Annotated in this window: 18 protein-coding genes; 10 read left to right on the forward strand and 8 right to left on the reverse strand. The window is 37.1% G+C overall.

The features are described 5' to 3' along the window. The first annotated feature begins 44 nt into the window (after positions 1–44). The 5 genes from PGN18_RS02030 to PGN18_RS02050 all read left to right on the forward strand — a co-directional run bounded on the left by PGN18_RS02030 (position 45) and on the right by PGN18_RS02050 (position 5432). The gene (locus PGN18_RS02030; protein ID WP_335317703.1) at positions 45–1316 is read left to right on the forward strand and encodes a glycosyltransferase; all 1272 of its coding nucleotides are present in this window, start codon (positions 45–47) and stop codon (positions 1314–1316) included. Positions 1317–1378: 62 nt separating this feature from the next. Continuing rightward, positions 1379–2524 (forward strand): PDDEXK nuclease domain-containing protein, encoded by a 1146-nt coding sequence (locus PGN18_RS02035; RefSeq protein ID WP_335317704.1) that lies wholly within the window; start codon positions 1379–1381, stop codon positions 2522–2524. Positions 2525–2527: 3 nt separating this feature from the next. After that, entirely contained in the window at positions 2528–3274 is a 747-nt protein-coding gene (locus tag PGN18_RS02040; RefSeq protein ID WP_335317705.1) for a glycosyltransferase family 2 protein, read from the forward strand. A gap of 104 nt (positions 3275–3378) precedes the next feature. Beyond that, positions 3379–4806 carry an ATP-binding protein gene (locus tag PGN18_RS02045; RefSeq protein ID WP_335317706.1) on the forward strand — a complete coding sequence of 476 codons (1428 nt, stop codon included), beginning with the start codon at positions 3379–3381 and terminating at the stop codon, positions 4804–4806. Positions 4807–4871: 65 nt separating this feature from the next. Further along, positions 4872–5432, forward strand: coding sequence for a type 1 glutamine amidotransferase domain-containing protein (locus tag PGN18_RS02050; protein WP_335317707.1), 561 nt, complete (start codon positions 4872–4874; stop codon positions 5430–5432). 62 nt (positions 5433–5494) lie between these two features. On the opposite strand, the gene PGN18_RS02055 is transcribed toward PGN18_RS02050, so the two are convergent. From PGN18_RS02055 to typA, 6 genes are all read right to left on the reverse strand, one after another. Beyond that, on the reverse strand, positions 5495–6085 hold the full coding sequence (locus tag PGN18_RS02055) for a thioredoxin family protein (protein ID WP_335317708.1): 591 nt from the start codon (positions 6083–6085) through the stop codon (positions 5495–5497). Between the two features lie 9 nt (positions 6086–6094). Then, positions 6095–7138: a hypothetical protein gene (locus tag PGN18_RS02060; RefSeq protein ID WP_335317709.1), complete on the reverse strand. Its 1044-nt coding sequence runs from the start codon at positions 7136–7138 to the stop codon at positions 6095–6097. A gap of 153 nt (positions 7139–7291) precedes the next feature. Continuing rightward, complete coding sequence (locus PGN18_RS02065; RefSeq protein ID WP_335317710.1) at positions 7292–8482, reverse strand: serine hydrolase domain-containing protein; 1191 nt, start codon at positions 8480–8482, stop codon at positions 7292–7294. Between the two features lie 77 nt (positions 8483–8559). Next, positions 8560–9435 (reverse strand): lysophospholipid acyltransferase family protein, encoded by an 876-nt coding sequence (locus PGN18_RS02070; protein WP_335317711.1) that lies wholly within the window; start codon positions 9433–9435, stop codon positions 8560–8562. 87 nt (positions 9436–9522) lie between these two features. Further along, complete coding sequence (locus PGN18_RS02075) at positions 9523–10449, reverse strand: lysophospholipid acyltransferase family protein (protein WP_335317712.1); 927 nt, start codon at positions 10447–10449, stop codon at positions 9523–9525. A 233-nt stretch (positions 10450–10682) separates the two neighbouring features. Next, positions 10683–12488, reverse strand: coding sequence for a translational GTPase TypA (gene typA / locus PGN18_RS02080; protein ID WP_335317713.1), 1806 nt, complete (start codon positions 12486–12488; stop codon positions 10683–10685). A 280-nt stretch (positions 12489–12768) separates the two neighbouring features. Between typA and PGN18_RS02085 the strand changes: the two genes are divergently transcribed. After that, positions 12769–13116: a hypothetical protein gene (locus PGN18_RS02085; protein WP_335317714.1), complete on the forward strand. Its 348-nt coding sequence runs from the start codon at positions 12769–12771 to the stop codon at positions 13114–13116. An 84-nt stretch (positions 13117–13200) separates the two neighbouring features. Here PGN18_RS02085 and PGN18_RS02090 read toward each other — a convergent pair whose 3' ends face one another. After that, a complete protein-coding gene (locus PGN18_RS02090) occupies positions 13201–13653 on the reverse strand; it encodes a VOC family protein (RefSeq protein WP_335317715.1) in 453 nt (150 codons plus the stop codon). A 141-nt stretch (positions 13654–13794) separates the two neighbouring features. Between PGN18_RS02090 and PGN18_RS02095 the strand changes: the two genes are divergently transcribed. Beyond that, positions 13795–14472: a TIGR02117 family protein gene (locus PGN18_RS02095; protein WP_335317716.1), complete on the forward strand. Its 678-nt coding sequence runs from the start codon at positions 13795–13797 to the stop codon at positions 14470–14472. A gap of 114 nt (positions 14473–14586) precedes the next feature. On the opposite strand, the gene PGN18_RS02100 is transcribed toward PGN18_RS02095, so the two are convergent. After that, complete coding sequence (locus tag PGN18_RS02100) at positions 14587–15399, reverse strand: alpha/beta hydrolase (RefSeq protein WP_335317717.1); 813 nt, start codon at positions 15397–15399, stop codon at positions 14587–14589. 181 nt (positions 15400–15580) lie between these two features. On the opposite strand from PGN18_RS02100, the gene PGN18_RS02105 reads away from it, so the two are divergent. The 3 genes from PGN18_RS02105 to PGN18_RS02115 all read left to right on the forward strand — a co-directional run bounded on the left by PGN18_RS02105 (position 15581) and on the right by PGN18_RS02115 (position 18601). Next, positions 15581–16288, forward strand: a complete 708-nt coding sequence (locus PGN18_RS02105; RefSeq protein WP_335317718.1) for an esterase family protein — start codon at positions 15581–15583, stop codon at positions 16286–16288. 103 nt (positions 16289–16391) lie between these two features. After that, positions 16392–17471, forward strand: a complete 1080-nt coding sequence (locus tag PGN18_RS02110) for an ATP-grasp domain-containing protein (RefSeq protein ID WP_335317719.1) — start codon at positions 16392–16394, stop codon at positions 17469–17471. 29 nt (positions 17472–17500) lie between these two features. Further along, entirely contained in the window at positions 17501–18601 is a 1101-nt protein-coding gene (locus tag PGN18_RS02115) for a carboxylate-amine ligase (protein WP_293787562.1), read from the forward strand. Positions 18602–18609 lie beyond the last annotated feature (8 nt).

Consider the following 18609-nt stretch of genomic DNA (forward strand, 5'->3'; position numbering starts at 1 on the left):
ACAGATTTTATATTCGTAAACAATAAAATGTATTTTTGATTGATTTGAAAGTAGTACACCTAAATACCTATGACGGGAATGGCGGAGCAGGGAGAGCCTGTTTACGCTTAAGCGATGCTTTAAAGGCCAGTGGAATCGATTCAAAAGTATTGGTTTATTATAAATTTGGCCAAAACCCTGAAGTAGATACCTTTAGCAAGTCACCTTTACAGAAAGCCAAAGCCATTTATAACATTTTATCAGAGCGATATTTTGCCAAGTGGTTAAGCAAATCGGTAAAAACACCTTTTAGTTTGCAATGGTTCGGCCGTTCGGTAATCAACCATCCTGACATTAAAAACGCAGATATTATTCATTTACATTGGGTAAATCATGGTTTTCTCAATCCTAAGTTCCTGGCGCAGCTAGATGAACTGGAAAAACCGATTGTATGGACTTTTCACGATAGTAACGCTTTTACCGGTGGCTGTCATGTGCGCTATGGCTGTGAGCATTTTCACCAGCAATGTGGTAATTGTCCCATTTTGAAAATTAGTGGTAAAAACGATATTTCGCACAAAACCTGGGTGCACAAACAAAAAGCTTATTCGGAATTGAATTTCCATATTGTAGCGCCAAGCAAATGGATGGCTGCTTCGATAAAATTTAGCAGTTTGTTGGGTACCAGAAAAACTACCGTTATTCCGAATACGATTGAAACAAAGATTTTTAAGCCTTATGTTAAATCGGAAGCGAAGAAACTTTTGAAGATTAATCCAGATAAATTTGTATTGATGAGCGGATTTATGCCTTCAAAAAATGATAAACATAAAGGAACGCCCTATTTAATTGAAGCTTTGGAAATCCTCTCGCGCAGGAGTGGAATTCAAAATGAAAACATTGAATTGGTTATTTTTGGCAATAAAGAGAATGCAGAAATGCCAGAATTTCCTTTCAAAACCACATTCCTGGGCACCATTAATAAAGATGATCATTTAGCAAAGTGTTATTCTGCCGCTGATGCATTCATTACACCTTCGTTAGAGGACAACCTGCCCAATACGGTAATGGAAAGCTTATCATGCGCTACACCCGTTATTGCTTTTACCACTGGCGGGATCCCGGATATGGTTAAACACATGCAAAACGGCTACCTGGCCGAATATCAAAATGCGAAAGATTTAGCAAACGGTATTGAATGGCTATATCACCGCCCTAATAAAGAAGAAATCCAAAAAGCAGCAAGATTAAGTATTTTAACCGATTTTTCGGAGGAAGTTATTGCCGCGGAACACATCCATCTTTACGAAACCTTAATTGATTTACAGCCGAAATAATGCTATATTTTAATTAAAATTTGGTCAATCTTTATTAAATTTATACCGACTGAAACTGTTAAATGGAAAACATTGCGAACTATTCCGAAAGTATTAAAGCATTAAAATCGGCTATTTTATCGAGCCGGTATAAAGCAGCTACTTTTGTAAACAAAGAGCTTTTGTTGCTATATTTTACGGTAGGTAAATTCATTTCCGAAAAGATAAAAAAGGAAAAATGGGGTGCAAAAGTTATTGATAACCTTTCTGCGGATTTACAGGCAGAATTACCTGGTTTAAGAGGCTTTTCAGCAACAGGAATTAAAAGGATGAGGTTTTTTTTTGAATCCTGGGAAGAACATATTTATATTAAACCGTCAGTAACAGAGCAGCTATCTGTCATCTATACTGACGAAATTATAATTAGTCCAACAGTGTTGGACCAAATACAACTTATTGACGTAGAGGATATTGAATTTAGTCCAACAGTGTTGGACCAAATAGGACGTTATTTTTTTAAGTTAAGTTTTTCGCATCATATTGAACTCATTCTTGCTACGGAAACGCTAGCTGAAAAGATATATTATATTCAGAAAACAGCTACAGAATTCTGGAGTTTAACAACTTTAAAACATCACCTCAAAAATAAGTTGTATAGCAACTCTGGCAGTTTACAAAATAATTTTTCGAAAACAATTTCTAATGAAGAATTAAGGGACAAAGCGTTGCAGTCTTTTAAAGATGAATACCTTCTGGATTTTATTAATCTAGAAGACTCTGATGAGCAAGATGAACGGGTTTTAGAAAGTGGAATCGTAAACAACATCAAGAAGTTTTTAATGTCATTAGGAACTGATTTCGCCTTTATTAGTAACCAGTACCGATTGATTGTTGAAGATGAGGAATACTTTATAGATCTTTTGTTTTTTAACCGCCGTTTACAATGCTTGGTGGTTTTCGAACTAAAAACAGGAAAATTCAAACCCGAGTATCTGGGCAAAATGAATTTCTATCTATCCGCTCTCGATGAATATGTTAAACAGCCACATGAACAACCTTCAATAGGAATCATACTTTGCAAAGAAAAGAAAAATAAAATTGTAGAGTTTTCATTCCGTGATTTTAACAAAGCAATGGGTGTTTCTACCTACAAGACCACAACAACACTACCAAAAGCATTTAAAGGTTTAATCCCCGATGCCGAAACCTTTAAAAAATTAATGGACTAACCCATGCCCAAATTAACCGTTATCACCATTGTGTACAATAACGTTCGCGATATTGAACGTACGATAAAATCTGTTTTAAATCAGACTCATCCAAACATAGAATATATCGTAATTGATGGTGCGTCATCAGATGGGACGCTGCAGGTAGTGGAACAATATAAAAATCAGATTTCGAAAATCGTATCAGAACCCGACAAAGGTATTTATCATGCCATGAATAAAGGTTTAGCATTGGCAACAGGCGATTATGTTTTATTTATGAATTCAGGGGATGAGATTTATGACAACCATACGGTAGCAGATGTATTTGCAACTGCTCCAGGTGCCGATATTTATTACGGCGAAACCGAAATGTATAATGATAACTGGGAAAATTTAGGCCGCAGAAGGCACGAAGCGCCAGATGAGTTCGACTGGACAAGCTTTAAATATGGCATGAACATTAGCCATCAGGCTATTTATATCCGCCGCAGCATTATTACCCCTTACGATTTAACCTATAAATACAGTGCTGATATCGATTGGATTATCAAAGCCGCAAAAAAAGCCTCAAATATCGTAAACGTACACCGTTATGTAGCCAAATACCTCGTTGGCGGAATGAGTAAGAAAAAACACCGCGAAAGCTTAAAAGAACGGTTTAAAATTTTTACCAAATATTATGGTTTGATCCCCAATATCTTTAATCATATTGTTATTGCTGGTAATTTAGCATGGTACTTTATTAGGTATAGAAAAACAAATGATTAAATAAGAAACATTATTTTAGCATAATTTGTTATATTTGAATTTAAGTTAAAATAGAATCAAAACTTTGATCTTATTTTACGAATCATATTAAAATAACAATTTTTATGTTAAAAAATATCGCTATTTCACAGGTATTAGATAGACTTAGATTTGAAAATCCATGGTGGACTTCAAGTAGTATAGATAGCTATTTTAACGAAATGCCTAGGAGAGCTTATTACAAATCCTTTTGTAAACTTGCATCAGAAACAAGTATAAATCGAGCAATTGTTTTAATGGGGCCACGAAGGGTTGGTAAAACTGTACTTTTATATCATTTTGTTCAAAACATAATCGATTCAGGTTTTAATCCAAAACGTATACTATTTATAACTGTCGAAAATCCAATTTATATTAAAATTTCCCTTGAAGAACTGGTAAAGAACGGCAAGGTTGCAACAGGATCGGCTAATAATCCAGACGATAGGTGGTATATCATATTTGACGAAATTCAGTACCTTAAAGATTGGGAAATTCATTTAAAATCTCTAGTAGAGAGTTATAGAAACATTAAATTTATTGTTTCAGGCTCGGCTGCAGCAGCATTACAATATAAAAGTAAAGAAAGTGGAGCAGGGCGTTTTACGGACTTTATGCTCCCACCGATCACTTTTTACGAATTTATTGAAATGCAGGGTCTAAATCATATTGTACAGCCAACGCAATTACCTTGGGGAGAAAACCAGGTAAATTTCTACACAGCGGCCGACATCAAATATCTTAATAAGCTGTTTTTAGATTATATTAATCACGGTGGTTACCCAGAAGCAATATTTTCAGAAATAATCAGGAATAATCCTCAACGATTTATCCGAAGCGACGTAGTAGATAAAGTTTTATTAAGAGATTTACCTAGTTTATATGGTATTAGTGATGTGCAACAACTCAATTCATTATTCACTACTATAGCGTACAATACCGCAAACGAATTTTCACTGGATACGCTTAGTAAACAATCGGCTATTCCCAAAAATACAATAAAAAAATACCTCGAATATTTGGAAGCAGCCTTCCTAATTAAAACAATAAAAAGAGTAGATCACTCTGGAAAAAGGTTTTTAAGAGACAATTTTTTCAAAATCTACTTAACAAATCCATCTCTCAGAGCTGCTCTTTTTTCACCAATTGAAGCAACAGATGATGATATGGGACAGATGACTGAAACAGCAATTTATGCACAATGGCTGCATCGGTTAAACTTTACCCCCTGGTATGCCCGATGGAATAATGGGGAAGTCGATATGGTCGGGATAAGTGCTAAAAATCTTCAGGCACTTTGGAGCTTAGAAATTAAATGGACAGACAGATATGTATCTAAGCCACAAGAACTAAAAAGTTTAATAAAATTTTGCAAAGAAAACAGCCTTTCAAAGGCTCTGATCACCACAATATCCTTACAAAAAGTTATTATATATGACAATATAGAATTAAACTTTATTCCAGCATCATCGTACGCCTATACTATTGGCGCCAATACCATGATGGAATCTTAAATTTCTAAAAACAATAATATTCCCCAACTGTCTTTTAATATATCACCTATTAAAATTAAAAGATTATGGGACAATTAAGTAACCGCACAATTGCTGTACTTTCAGAAAGCGGATTTGAAGAAGTGGAATTAACCGAACCAGTTAAAAGGTTAAAAGAAGAGGGCGCAACCGTTCACATCATCTCCTCAAAAAGTGGAAAAATAAAAGCCTGGGACCAAGATCACTGGTCGATAGAAGTTGATGTAGATAAAACCATTTCAGAAGCGAATGCTGATGATTACAACGGATTACTTTTACCGGGCGGTGTAATTAATCCAGATGAGTTACGTGTTAATGAGGATGCATTGGCTTTTGTAAAATCTTTCTTTGCTGATGGAAAACCAGTTGCTGCCATTTGCCATGGCCCACAAACTCTGATTAATGCAGATGTAGTACAGGGCAGAAAATTAACTTCAGTAAAAAATATTTCAAAAGATTTAATTAATGCTGGAGCCATATGGTCAGATGAAGAAGTAGTAGTAGACCAAGGCCTGGTAACTAGCCGTACACCAGAAGATTTACCAGCGTTTAACGATAAAATCGTAGAGGAATTTGCCGAAGGAGTTCATGAAGGGCAACACGCCTAAAAACTTTGGACGCTCTTTCTAGATTCACTCAAAAACGGTTGGCAGTTAGCTGACCGTTTTATTTAACCTTTATATTTTGGATCATTTTTTCTGAACCGCGCTGCAATTTTTTCCAACTCTGTATCTTTTAATTTGGATGTCTTTTTAAGTTCTATCAGGAAAGCTTTCACTTCATCTTCAGACGCTGGGCAACCAATAATGTTATCTCCTTTCACTTCAAAACCTGTACTTGGCGGACGGATGTGAGAATCAGATATTAATTTTCCATTTGCATCAAAAATGAACCACAACGGAATTCCAAATCCTTCACTATTGTACTTTTTCATTAGATCTTCTGATCCGGGATTTTGATCAGGTTTCTTTGCCGGATCATGTTCCAATACAGTTAAGTGTTCTATAACATAACTTTTGTCAAATAAAGGCTTGATTTCCGGGTCATTGATAGATTCATCCATTTTATGGCACCAACCGCACCAAGAGGCATGAAATATAATAAAAACATGCTTCTTCTCTTTTTTGGCTTTTATCAGCGCTGTTTTTAAGACTTGATCGGCAGTTGGAGGTGTATCATTTTTAAAGGCTGAGATTAATAGCAGCACACAAATACCCATTGTAAAAATAAATCTGTTCATAAGATTTTGATTTTTAATCAAATATAACATTTATAGCTTAACCTGCCTGATAATATTTTTAATATTCAATTCAATAATATCGGTCATAGTTTTACACCGCAGGTAATTGGTATCCTTAAAATAATCGCTCATACCCTTTTTAAGTAAGGCAATGTTTTCTGGTGTGGTAAGCTCTTCTTTATTCGACACATCCCTAAGATCGGTTAAACGGTGCCGTTCACTCCTTACACGGTGTACAATTGATGAACGTTCTTCCTGTTGGTACTGCAATACGGTTTTCTCTGTCAGTTGCTCCATACTCATTTTTACATAAGGTAGGTTTTCCTTAAAAAACTGTGGTAGGTAAACCTTTAAATTGCCTTCGTAAAACTGTTGATCAAAATCTATAGCACGGATACGGAACTGAATATCGTCAAAATCGGGTGTAATCTGGACCACAAAATTATAGGCACGCATATCACCCAAAAGCATAATCAAGCAGCGTTCATTGAACTTTACAAATTCTTTTGCGATACGGGTAGGGTTAAACTCTGGTGTATACAACTGGCCCTTTGTAAAAACATCACCCGGAATCCCGGCAATGTGTTCTTCTACCAGGGTATTCCCATCTACCAGATAATTTACCTGGTTAGGAGACAGTATTTCTTCCATTTCGAGGCCATAAATACGCGAAGCATCAGCCTTTTTAATATAGAAGTAATCATATACATCATTCAAACGGTTCACAATGCGGATACGGAAAGGATGGGTATTACCAAAAGTACAATACTCTATTTTATCGATATATTTATGCTCAACAATGCGCAAGTTACCCGACGCTTTAAGGTTTGCGTAGATTTCTTTTAAACCATCATGTAATCTTTCGATTAAATCCTGCGCATATATAGGGCCTTCCCAAAGCGAATCTTTCCCAAACTTATCCATTAAAGGGAAAGCTTCGTTAAACTGCATCAGATCATTATAGCCGATAGGCAATTTCGCTTCACGCTGGTAGAGACGTAAATATTTCTGCAAAGCAGGTGTTACCGGAAAAATCGGCTTCTTTTTTGAAATTTTTACGTCGTTGTTTTCCATTTAAAGGCAATGTACTATTTTATGGAAGATCTTTTACCACAAAGTTCGCAAAGAAATAACACAGAGGAAACAGAGAATAGCGGAAAAGTGAAATAATATACAGTACTTGAGCACTCTTTTTTCTTTGTAAAAACTCGGTGTGCTCTGTGGTTATTAATCTTTCGGGTAACTAAACGGCAATCCAGCCAGATACCTGCTGATTTTCCGGTAAGGATAATTTCCTGCGCCGTGATCTGCAAACTGCACAATGATAGTATTTGTTTTCGGATCAACATACAGCCTCTGCCCCAGCATCCCTTCTGCCGCATAATCGCCATGATCCCCTTCTTGCGGAATCCACCAGAGATAATGATGTGCCGATTTTTGCCATCCTTTAGCCGATGAAGGCGTTTCTGTGCCAATGTGTGTTGATTGCTCTACCCAACTTTCTGGAACCATCTGCTTTCCATTATATTTACCTTTGTTTAGGTATAACCGCCCTATCTTTGCAAAATCAATGGGCGTAACCTGAAAACGGCTTGCGGTATTGGCAAGGCCGTTAACCTGATCTAAACCCCAGGTTGCGTTATATGCGGCACCTATCTTTTTCCACACACGAGCCTCAAAATATTTTGCTACAGATTTCCCTGTTGCCTTTTTTAAAACCCAGCCCAACAAAATCGGATCGACACTTTTATATTTCCAGACTGTGCCTGGCTTATTTACCAACTTAACTTTCAGCAGTTGAGCTGTCATATCATCGGTATAATAGTACTTGGCCTCATCAGAAAAAAATGCTTTTACTATGCCACCTAATGCATCATGAAACTCAAGTCCAGATTTCATATCCAACAGATTTTTCAAGGTAATCTGTGCAAAAGCAGGGTTAGATTTTAGTTCGGGAATATACTGCGTGACTTTATCATCTAAGCTTTTAATGCTGCGATCTGCCAGGGCCTGACCAATTGCAATAGAAATCATACTTTTAGCTCCAGAAAATATACTGGTCAAGGTACTGTCGCTATAACCTTTGTCATATCTTTCATACAACATGCTATCATTTCTGATCACGATAAAAGCATTGATCTGTCCATTTTTTAAATATTCTCTCAAAGGAATAGATTGATTATTCCCATTCAAAACATGTAAGGTATCTAAGTCATTCCTTTGTTTTACTGATCGTATAAAATGAAAAACCGAATCACTCTTACGCGAAACATCCTGTGGAAAAATCTTATACGTTTCAGCATTTGGGGTTCTGTATTTTAATACATTCAACAAATATGGTTTCCAAAGGAATAAGGCCAGCAATGATAAAAAAAACGAATAAATCAGAATTAATAGTATTTTTTTGAATATTCTCATGGGTAGGTGTTGTAATAGCAAATATAAAATATTTAAAAAATTATACCTGCTTTCGCTTATCCCTTTCAAAAAAGTAATTAATGTTGAGGTTTATACTTCCACCGTTTATGACTCCACAGCCAATATTCGGGTTCTGCATCAATTATTTTTTCCAGAAAGCGGGTATGCATTTCGGTAATTTCAAACATAGCAGTTTCATCCGGATTTAAACAAAGCGGTACACAATCAACCTCATAAAAACCGCGCTTTAACACTTTCACTTTGAGATAAAATATAGGCTGATTAGTACGCACTGCTATTTTTTCAATCCCTAATTGTATAGAACTGGGCTGGTGCATAAAATTAGTCCAATAATGCGATTCATCTTTAGCTGGCGCCTGGTCATTTCCAAAACTAAACATACTTGGCTTACCCTTACTAGCCTGCAACGCACGCATGGTTTGTCGCATGGCAACTAATTTATTACCAAATTTACTTCGCACTTTTTTAAACCAATGATCAAACGTTGGATTACTTAAGGGCTTGTAAATTGGATAATGATCTGCAGAAAAATTAAGTCCTAAACCCAAAGTTCCCCACTCCCAATTGCCATAATGTGCTGAACAGAATAATATACTTTGGCCGTGGTCTAAGTATTCTTGAACACGCTCTTTGTTTTTAAATATAAAACGCCTTTCGATTTCCTTTTTGGAAATACTACTCATTTTGACAATTTCGAAGATCAGCGAGGCCAGATAACGGTAAAATCGCTTTTCTATAATTACAATCTCTTGTAACGTTCTAGCCGGAAGTGCATTTAACAGATTTTCCCTCACCACTTCCCTACGGTAGCGAAACACAAAATACAGCAATAGATAGGCTCCATCAGCCAAAATGTACAATACAGATAATGGAAGCAGGGATAATACGCTTAATAGAAATATCCCCAAATGGGAAATCCACGTTTTAATCATCAGGGTAGTTGAAACGCTAATTTATGAAGCACCTGGAGAAATTTTGCCACAAAAATGTTAGATTTCATAATTATACAATGACCCTGATTAAGCCAGTTCATTTATCAAATTGTAATCTTTTTCAAAAATAGATGAAATCTTCGGTTCAGGCTTATATTTCCATCTCCGATGACTCCATAACCAGTACGCAGGTGCTTCTCTAATGATATCTTCTAAAAAAAGAGTATGCATATTGGTAATTTCAAACTCGGCTGTTTCGGATGGCTTTAAACAGATTGGCACACAGTCAACTTCGTAATATCCTCTTTTCAAATAATTGATTTTAAGATAAAAAACCGGACGGTTGGTTTTCCTCGCAATTTTCTCCACCCCCAACTGTATAGAAGATTGCTGATTCAAAAAAGTTGTCCAATAATTTGATTCATCTTTTGAGGGTGCCTGATCGCTACCAAAGGTAAACACGGTTGGTTGATGCTTATTGGCTTGGATAGCCCTTAAAGTTTGTCGCATCGATACCATTTGGTTGCCAAATTTGCTTCTCATCTTCAGAAACCAGTTATCGAAAGCTTCGCTGCTTAGCGGTTTATAAATCGGAAAATGTGCACCCGAAAAGTTTAAACCAATAGCCATACAAACCCATTCATAATTACCATAATGTGATGAGCAGAAAAGTACGCTTTCTTTATTTTTTAGATAAGCTTCAACCAGATCGGCATTTTTAAATTTTACCCGCTTGTTTAATTCTCTTTTGGAGATGCTTTTCATTTTGATCACTTCGATAAAAAGTGAAGCCAAAAATTTATAGAACTGCTTTTCTATTGCATAAATTTCAGTAACGGTTTTTTCAGGAAAAGCATTAAGCAGATTCTCTTTAACCACTTTTCTGCGGTAACCGAAAACATAAAAGATTATTACATAAAAAGTATCTGCCAGCCTGTACAATACAAATAGCGGCAATAGAGAGAGCACATTTAATAAAAATATACCCGCCTTGGATAGTCCTTTATTAATCAAGATAAATACAATTAATTTGTTTGATAAGACACAAAATTAAAAGCGCCTGGAAATCTGATTGCCACCAAATTGTTAACTTTCTATTCCCGCAAGTTTTATGAAAAATGGCTGACACAAAATGGTTAATGTGATTAAATAGAAATATAAATCAACCCTTAAAACCAAAAAAAGCCCCGATTTAAAATCAGGGCTTTAGCAAAATATACTTGATCTCTTTCTCAGAGATATTTGGATTAAGCGAATTGCTTTCCTTTAACCTTACGTTCTTGCTCCGTTAGGAAGATTTTGCGTAAACGCATGCTTACCGGAGTAACTTCGATGTACTCATCAGCCTGAATATATTCCATTGCTTCTTCCAATGAGAATTTAATTGCTGGTGCAATACGGGTATTGTCATCCGTACCTGATGCACGCATGTTGGTCAAAGCTTTACCTTTAACGATATTGATTACCAAATCATTATCACGGATGTGCTCTCCCAAAATTTGTCCTTCGTAAATATCAACTCCCGGATCAACGAAGAAACGACCTCTATCCTGTAATTTATCAATTGAATAAGCAGTAGTGGTACCTTTATCCATTGAAATTAATACACCATTTAAACGGCCAGGAATTGTGCCTTTCCAAGGTTCGTAAGCTTTAAAACGGTGTGCCATAATTGCCTCACCAGCTGTAGCTGTTAAAACGTTGTTACGCAAACCGATGATACCACGAGAAGGGATTTCGAACTCTAGGTGTTGTAAATCGCCTTTTGGCTCCATAATCAATAACTCACCTTTACGTTGGGTAACCAATTCGATTACTTTACCAGAAACTTCAGCAGGTACATCAACAATTAGCGTTTCAATCGGCTCATGTTTTTTGCCGTCGATTTCTTTTACAATAACCTGTGGCTGACCAACTTGCAACTCATAACCTTCACGACGCATCGTTTCAATTAATACCGATAAGTGAAGAATACCACGGCCATATACCAACCATGAATCTGCACCTTGAGTTTCAACAACTTTCAATGCCAGGTTTTTCTCCATCTCTTTAATTAAACGGTCTTTAATCCGCTGAGAAGTTACCAGTTTACCTTCTTTACCGAAAAATGGCGAGTTATTAATGGTAAACAACATGTTCATTGTTGGCTCATCAATACTGATTACCGGTAATTGTTCCGGTACTTCAAAATCAGCAATGGTATCGCCAATTTCAAAACCATCAATACCTACTACCGCACAAATATCGCCAGAGCTTACTTCTGTAGCTTTTACCTTACCTAAACCTTCGAATGTATAAAGTTCTTTTACTCTGGATTTTACGATTTTGCCATCGCGTTTAATTAAAGTAACCGGCTGGTTTTCTTTAATGGTACCACGATGAACACGGCCAATTGCAATACGGCCTACGAAAGAAGAATAATCTAATGAAGTAATCTGCATTTGTAAGGTACCTTCGTTAATTGGTGCAGCAGGAATGTTTTCTACCACAGCATCTAGCAAAGCAAAAATATCTGTTGTTGGTTTTTGCCAGTCAGTACTCATCCATCCTTGTTTAGATGAACCGTAAATAACCGGGAAATCCAATTGCTCTTCAGTAGCTTCAAGGTTAAAAAACAATTCAAAAATCTGTTCGTAAACCTCTTCAGGGCGACAGTTTTCTTTATCTACTTTGTTTACCACCACAATCGGTTTTAAACCCAATGCCAAAGCCTTTTGTGTTACGAAACGAGTTTGAGGCATTGCACCTTCAAAAGCATCACAAAGTAAAAGTACACCATCTGCCATTTTCAAAACACGCTCTACTTCACCGCCAAAATCCGCGTGACCAGGTGTATCGATAATGTTAATTTTTACGTCTTTATATTTAACAGAAACGTTTTTAGATACGATTGTGATACCACGCTCACGCTCTAAATCGTTGTTATCCAATATCAACTCACCTGTCTGTTCGTTGTCACGAAAAATAGAACAAGAGTGTAAAATCTTATCAACCAACGTGGTTTTACCGTGGTCAACGTGTGCTATAATAGCTATATTTCTAATCTTTTGCATAAAATGCGCCTCAAATTTGGCGCAAAGATAGTGTTTAGAAATGGATTTTTCACTATAACGCTTACTATTTAATGCTTTAATAACGTTGCAATAGTCTCATTTTTAATTAGAAAAGCAATAGCAGTAGCACTTCGGTCTAATCTGTCCCACTCTATACTTTAGCCCTCATAAAAAATTCTGGGCAGCCGTTTCCTTCAGGTTTAGAAACCAAAGCTTGTTTTAAAAAATCGTTCAAGTTCGAATGAACAAAACAAATGAACAATTTGAGGGTATTATGTAAATGGAAAAATCGATACAAGAATTATTTGATCAGTATGAAGAAAAGTCGCTTCAAGTAGAAGCAGCAAAAAGGGCCATGGACGCGGCTGAAGTACCAGATTTATCAAAGGAAGAGTACATTACTGCCCCACAGGCCGACGAACATCTTATTGCCTGTATAGAAAGGGAACGCAAAGAAAAGGAACTGGAAACCCTCAGCCAGGAGTGGTCTGAAATCCAGGATGAATTGGCTGAAAAACTTTGTAAAATCAACACCAAAGTTCTGGTAAAAGATAAACGGGATGAATGCACTGTGTTGATTCATTGCGAAGGCGGCGCCATTATGGTTGAAGACAAAGAAGTTAATTAACAGATTAATTATTTGAACTTTACAATAATAATGCCTGTTAATTAAAACTATTGAGGCATTAGAATAACATTCATAAATTCCAATTTATAAGTTTACCCTTAGCCAATCCGGATAAGAAATCACGCCTAATTCTGGTCTTGCTTCCCCTTCCAAAATGGCAATAAACTCCAGCGCATGCCCATCAGGATCATTAAAATAAATCGCCACAGCAGGCATCCAGGCAAAAACCATGGGTTCGGGATTGTCACTCTTAAGGAAATTATAAGGCCGAAGGTTTTTAGATTCTAGAAACTGAACTGATTTATTTAATACATCATCCACCTCACAGCGAAATGCAAAATGTCTTACATCAATTTCTGCTTTTGGCTTTTCCCAAATCCCCAGCATGGCTTCCTGCGGTTTACCAATCCAGAAAAACGCGATTCTGCGTTCCGCTTCATAATGGCATTGCGTTAAACCTAAAACATTGCTGTAAAAATCAACTGATCTTTCCAGATCTTCCACATCAATATGCGTTTCAAACAATCCTTTTATCATGCTGTCAAGGTAGGGATAACTTATACAAGCAAAAAATCATGTTTTTCGATATAACATCAATAAAATCAATTAACATAATTATTTTATAAATTGGACTACCAAAAATGCAGTTGATGTATTAACTGAAACTATAAAGTTGGGATGAACAAAAAGACTCTAAAGTATACAGGCAGATTTTTAATTGTTTTTATGGCATTGATTGGCATTTACTTCGTTACTGCATTTTGCTGCTCGCGTATAACCATAAATGCCAACCCAACCAATGCAAAAGAAGTTACCATCTATATTATGACGAATGGTGTGCACACTGATATTGTGGTTCCGGCTATTAGCGCAGAAATAAACTGGACAAAAGAAATCCGTTATCAGCACACTTTAGAAGCAGACAGCAGTTATCAATACCTGGCCATGGGCTGGGGAGATAAAAAATTCTATCTGGAAACCCCGGAATTTTCAGATCTTAAACTGAGTAATGGATTGCGGGCAATCTCTGGCCTGAGCACATCTGCCATGCACACTACTTATTATAAAAATATAAGGGAAGATGCAAGCTGTATAAAAATCATGATCAGCAAGGCACAATACCAGCAACTGATCCATTATATTTTAAACAGTTTCCAAAAAGATGATTCAGGACATTTAATCCCTGTTAAATCAAACATCCATTATGATATTGGCGATGCCTTTTACGAAGCAAAGGGCAGTTATAGTATTTTCAAAACCTGCAATACCTGGGCTAATGCCTCGTTAAAAAGCTGTGGACAACGCAGTTGCTTGTGGACGATATTTGATACTGGTATTTTTTTAAAGTATGAGTAACTTCACACCTCAGTTGGCAGATATATGCAATAGATTTCTCCCCGCCTGTACGGGCAGGCCTGTCCGCACAGGCGGGCATTGCACTGCGTTTCAGTCGAGGACGAATTATCCTAACTAAACCTCAAATGCCCAATTTAAAAAAGCAGGCATTACACTTTCCCAGGTAGGAACATTATGTTTACCACCAACTTTTTCATAGTAAAAAACCTGATCAGGACGTTTGTAGCCTTTATTCAACAGAATTCTAACCACATCAATGGTATCATCTATGGAATCTATAATTAAGTTTTTATTCCGATCAGCCTTTTCGTCTTCTGTTCCGGTCATCAACCAGAATTTCATATCCGGTTTGCTGTACGTGTTTTCCAGTTGCTGATGCATAATGCGGTCAGCATCGGTATAACCTTCATTTAGATCTTTTTTTCTCCACCAAAATGCACCTGAAAAAACACCAACTACATCAAACGCAGCAGGATTATTCCATGCAATATCAAAAGCAGATAAGCCTCCCAGAGAAAATCCTGCAAAACCCACTTTACCGGTAATTGGCATTGCAATTTTCTTTTTTACAAATGGCAAAAGTTCTTTGATCACAAAATCGGTGTATAGATTAGCTTTTGCACCGCGTCCTTTAAAATCAGGCACATTCGCAATACCATATTCCATTAAACGGTCTTCGGATGCCTTAATGGCTACAACAATTAACCTGTGGTTTCTTTTAGCATGGTGGGCATTTTCCAAAATCGAGCTAAAATCCATCTTGGCTACATCTTGCCCATCATTTAATAAAAGAAGCTCTATTTTCTCATTACCTAAAATACCTTCAGGTGTATAAATATCTATTTCTACTTCACGTTTTAAATAATTTGAAGATATTTTAAAGTTGCTGGTATTAACTTTTACCGATAAAATTGTAGTGTACTTCATAATCAGGATCCCTATCACATGGCTGTTGCCTCGGCATTAGGGTGCAAAGGTACAAATCTCCATAAACTATTAATTATCATAGGTTAATTTTTACAAAATCGATCTAATTCAATTCATTTTTACCACTTATACTATTCCTATTGTAAATTTAAATTTCTACCTTAAACATTCAATTTGTATTATGGTTAAAGAAGAACATAAGAAATGGTACAGCCCGAATTTAAGTGGTGAAATCGACATGCTCATCTTTGGTCATGGAGGCATCCCTATCCTACTGTTCCCAACAAGCATGGGCCGATATTTTGAAAACAAGGATTTTAAATTGATTGATTCTGTTGAGGGCTTTATCAATGAAGGAAAAATTAAAATTTATTGTCCTGATGGCGTTGACAAACTAAGCTGGTACAACAAAAGTATTCATCCTGCCGACAGGGTCAAAAACCACATCTGGTACGATAAATATTTATTAGAGGAAGTGGCCCCACTCGCCAGGCATGAAACCGGACACAGTAAAATGATTACTGCTGGCTGCAGTTTTGGTGGTTATCACGCTGCAAATTTTGCTTTCAGGCATCCCTGGTTAGTTAGTCATATGTTCAGTATGAGTGGTGCTTTCGATATAACAGGCCAGCTGGATGGTTTTTACAATGATGATGTTTATTTTAACAACCCGGTTGATTTCATATTGAACAACAGCAACCCTGAACTGCATTACATGAAAATTGTATTGGGTACAACAGACCGCGATATGTGCAGGCCAGACAACGAGCGTTTATCTAATATTTTAATTAAAAAAGGCATCAACCATGGGCTGGATATCAGGCAAAATGCAGATCATGATTGGCCAATCTGGAGAGAAATGTTCCCGGATTACATTGCACAGCTTTAGTTTAGTCCAAAGTCGGCAGTCTTAAGTCCTCAGTCGATTTAAGATATAATTATCAAACAATTAACCGATTAACCAGTTAAGCAATTAAACTTAAAATATACCAATGAAGAAAATAGGGATTTTATTTGGACAGGAACGCTCTTTTCCTGAAGCTGTAATCGAAAGAATTAATCAAAAAGCAGAAAAGGGCATTACTGCCGAAGCTGTCAAAATCGATAAGATATTTCAGAATGCGCCATTAGGTTATTCCGTAATCATCGACCGGATTTCGCAAGATGTACCATTCTACCGCGCCTCCTTAAAAAATGCAGCCATTACCGGAACTGCCGTAATCAACAATCCATTTTGGTGGAGTGCCGACGAGAAATTTTTTAATAATGCACTGGCCGAACAGATCGGTGTCCCTGTACCCAAAACAGCCTTGATCCCTTCCAGAGAACATCCAACGGGAACAACTTCAGAATCATTTTCTAATCTCGAAATGCCCTTAAATTGGGATGAGATTTTTGAGTATGTTGGTTTTCCGGCTTATATGAAACCTTATGATGGAGGTGGTTGGAGGGATGTGTATAAACTTCATGACAAAGAAGATTTTTTTGATAAACACAGCGGTACCCAACAACTAGTCATGCTTTTGCAGGAAGAAATTATTTTTGAAGAATATTTTAGGTGTTATTGTATAGGTGGCAAACATGTTCGTATTATGCAGTACGATCCGCGCAATCCACATCATTTACGCTATGCAACCGAAGGTAAATCGCCAGATCCAAAATTGCTTAAAACAGTAGAAGAGTATACCCTAAAACTATGTAATTATTTAGGATACGATTTTAATACGGTTGAATTCGCTGTGCGCAGTGGCGTACCCATTGCTATCGATTTCTGTAACCCTGCCCCCGATGCTGACATCAAAAGTGTTGGTCAGGAAAATTTTGACTGGGTTGTGGAAACCACTGCAAATTATGCGATAGAAAGAGCGAAAGCGCAAAAAGACGGACAAGATAATTTAACCTGGGGCGAATACATTAAATCGTCAGTTGGAGGCAAACCTTTAATAGCTCAGGCTGGATCTACAGCTGCTAAAACAGCCGCGCCTAAGAAAGTTAATGCTACTGAAAAACCTAAAGCGGCAACAACAGGAAAAACAACTGCAAAACCTAAAAAAGCTGCAGCAAAAAAATAGTGGGGATTTAATTTTTAATCAATAGAAGGATGAACGAGTTTACGCTGGGCATAGAAGAAGAATACATGGTAATTGATCCCGTTACCAGAGAACTTACTTCTCACGAACAAAAAATTGTTGAGGCCGCGCAAAAAATACACAAAGACCAGGTTAAGGCAGAAATGCACCAGGCCGTGGTGGAGGTGGGTACAGGTATTTGCCGCACCACTACCGAAGCCCGTCAGGAAATTGCTCAATTGCGTTATACGGTTTCTCAGCTGGCCGGAGAGCAAGGTCTAAGAATTGGTGCTGCAGGTACGCACCCTTTTTCTCACTGGGAAAAACAGCTGATTACCGAACATCCGCGTTATAATGAAATTGTAAACGAGCTACAGGAGGCCGCACGTTCTAATCTTATTTTTGGCCTTCACGTACATGTAGGTTTCCAATCGCGCGAACTGGCTATTCACATCGCCAATCAGGTGCGGTATTTTTTACCACACGTTTTTGCCTTATCAACCAATTCTCCATTCTGGGAATCGCGCAATACCGGTTACAAATCTTTCCGCACTAAAATTTTCGACAAATTTCCGCGTACTGGAATTCCTGATATTTTTAACAGCATCGAAGATTATGACAATTATGTAAAACTGCTTATCAAAACCAATTGCATGGATAACGCCAAAAAAATCTGGTGGGATATCCGTGTGCATCCATTTTTTGATACCGTAGAATTCCGTATTTGTGATTGCCCGATGCTGATTGATGAAACCATGGCACTGACAGCCTTATTTCAATCTTTGTGTGCCAAACTGTACAAATTGCGTTTACAGAACATGGAGTTTATCAGTTATTCAAGAGCATTGATTAATGAGAACAAATGGCGCGCCGCACGTTATGGAATTGATGGGAATCTAATTGATTTTGGGAAAGAAATGGAAGTAAACTGCCGTAACCTGGTTTTAGAATTATTGGATTTTGTTGATGATGTAGTGGATGATCTGGGCTGTCGCAATGATATCAATTACGTGCATAAAATATTAGAACACGGTACCGGTGCAGACCGGCAATTGGCCGTTTACCAACAAACCGGCAACTTTGAGGCGGTGGTAGATTACATTACTAATCAAACACTTATAGGCGCAAAGTAATTTTAAAA

This window comes from Pedobacter terrae (assembly GCF_036946585.1).
GTDB lineage: Bacteria > Bacteroidota > Bacteroidia > Sphingobacteriales > Sphingobacteriaceae > Pedobacter > Pedobacter terrae_C.

What these genes read in the sequence shown, in the direction of transcription:
- PGN18_RS02035 (WP_335317704.1), top strand. Translation starts at nt 1,379, where the DNA reads ATGGAAAACATTGCGAACTATTCCGAAAGTATTAAAGCATTAAAATCG.
- PGN18_RS02040 (WP_335317705.1), top strand. Translation starts at nt 2,528, where the DNA reads ATGCCCAAATTAACCGTTATCACCATTGTGTACAATAACGTTCGCGAT.
- PGN18_RS02045 (WP_335317706.1), top strand. Translation starts at nt 3,379, where the DNA reads ATGTTAAAAAATATCGCTATTTCACAGGTATTAGATAGACTTAGATTT.
- PGN18_RS02050 (WP_335317707.1), top strand. Translation starts at nt 4,872, where the DNA reads ATGGGACAATTAAGTAACCGCACAATTGCTGTACTTTCAGAAAGCGGA.
- PGN18_RS02060 (WP_335317709.1), bottom strand. Translation starts at nt 7,138, where the DNA reads ATGGAAAACAACGACGTAAAAATTTCAAAAAAGAAGCCGATTTTTCCG.
- PGN18_RS02065 (WP_335317710.1), bottom strand. Translation starts at nt 8,482, where the DNA reads ATGAGAATATTCAAAAAAATACTATTAATTCTGATTTATTCGTTTTTT.
- PGN18_RS02070 (WP_335317711.1), bottom strand. Translation starts at nt 9,435, where the DNA reads ATGATTAAAACGTGGATTTCCCATTTGGGGATATTTCTATTAAGCGTA.
- typA (WP_335317713.1), bottom strand. Translation starts at nt 12,488, where the DNA reads ATGCAAAAGATTAGAAATATAGCTATTATAGCACACGTTGACCACGGT.
- PGN18_RS02085 (WP_335317714.1), top strand. Translation starts at nt 12,769, where the DNA reads ATGGAAAAATCGATACAAGAATTATTTGATCAGTATGAAGAAAAGTCG.
- PGN18_RS02090 (WP_335317715.1), bottom strand. Translation starts at nt 13,653, where the DNA reads ATGATAAAAGGATTGTTTGAAACGCATATTGATGTGGAAGATCTGGAA.
- PGN18_RS02095 (WP_335317716.1), top strand. Translation starts at nt 13,795, where the DNA reads ATGAACAAAAAGACTCTAAAGTATACAGGCAGATTTTTAATTGTTTTT.
- PGN18_RS02100 (WP_335317717.1), bottom strand. Translation starts at nt 15,399, where the DNA reads ATGAAGTACACTACAATTTTATCGGTAAAAGTTAATACCAGCAACTTT.
- PGN18_RS02105 (WP_335317718.1), top strand. Translation starts at nt 15,581, where the DNA reads ATGGTTAAAGAAGAACATAAGAAATGGTACAGCCCGAATTTAAGTGGT.
- PGN18_RS02110 (WP_335317719.1), top strand. Translation starts at nt 16,392, where the DNA reads ATGAAGAAAATAGGGATTTTATTTGGACAGGAACGCTCTTTTCCTGAA.
- PGN18_RS02115 (WP_293787562.1), top strand. Translation starts at nt 17,501, where the DNA reads ATGAACGAGTTTACGCTGGGCATAGAAGAAGAATACATGGTAATTGAT.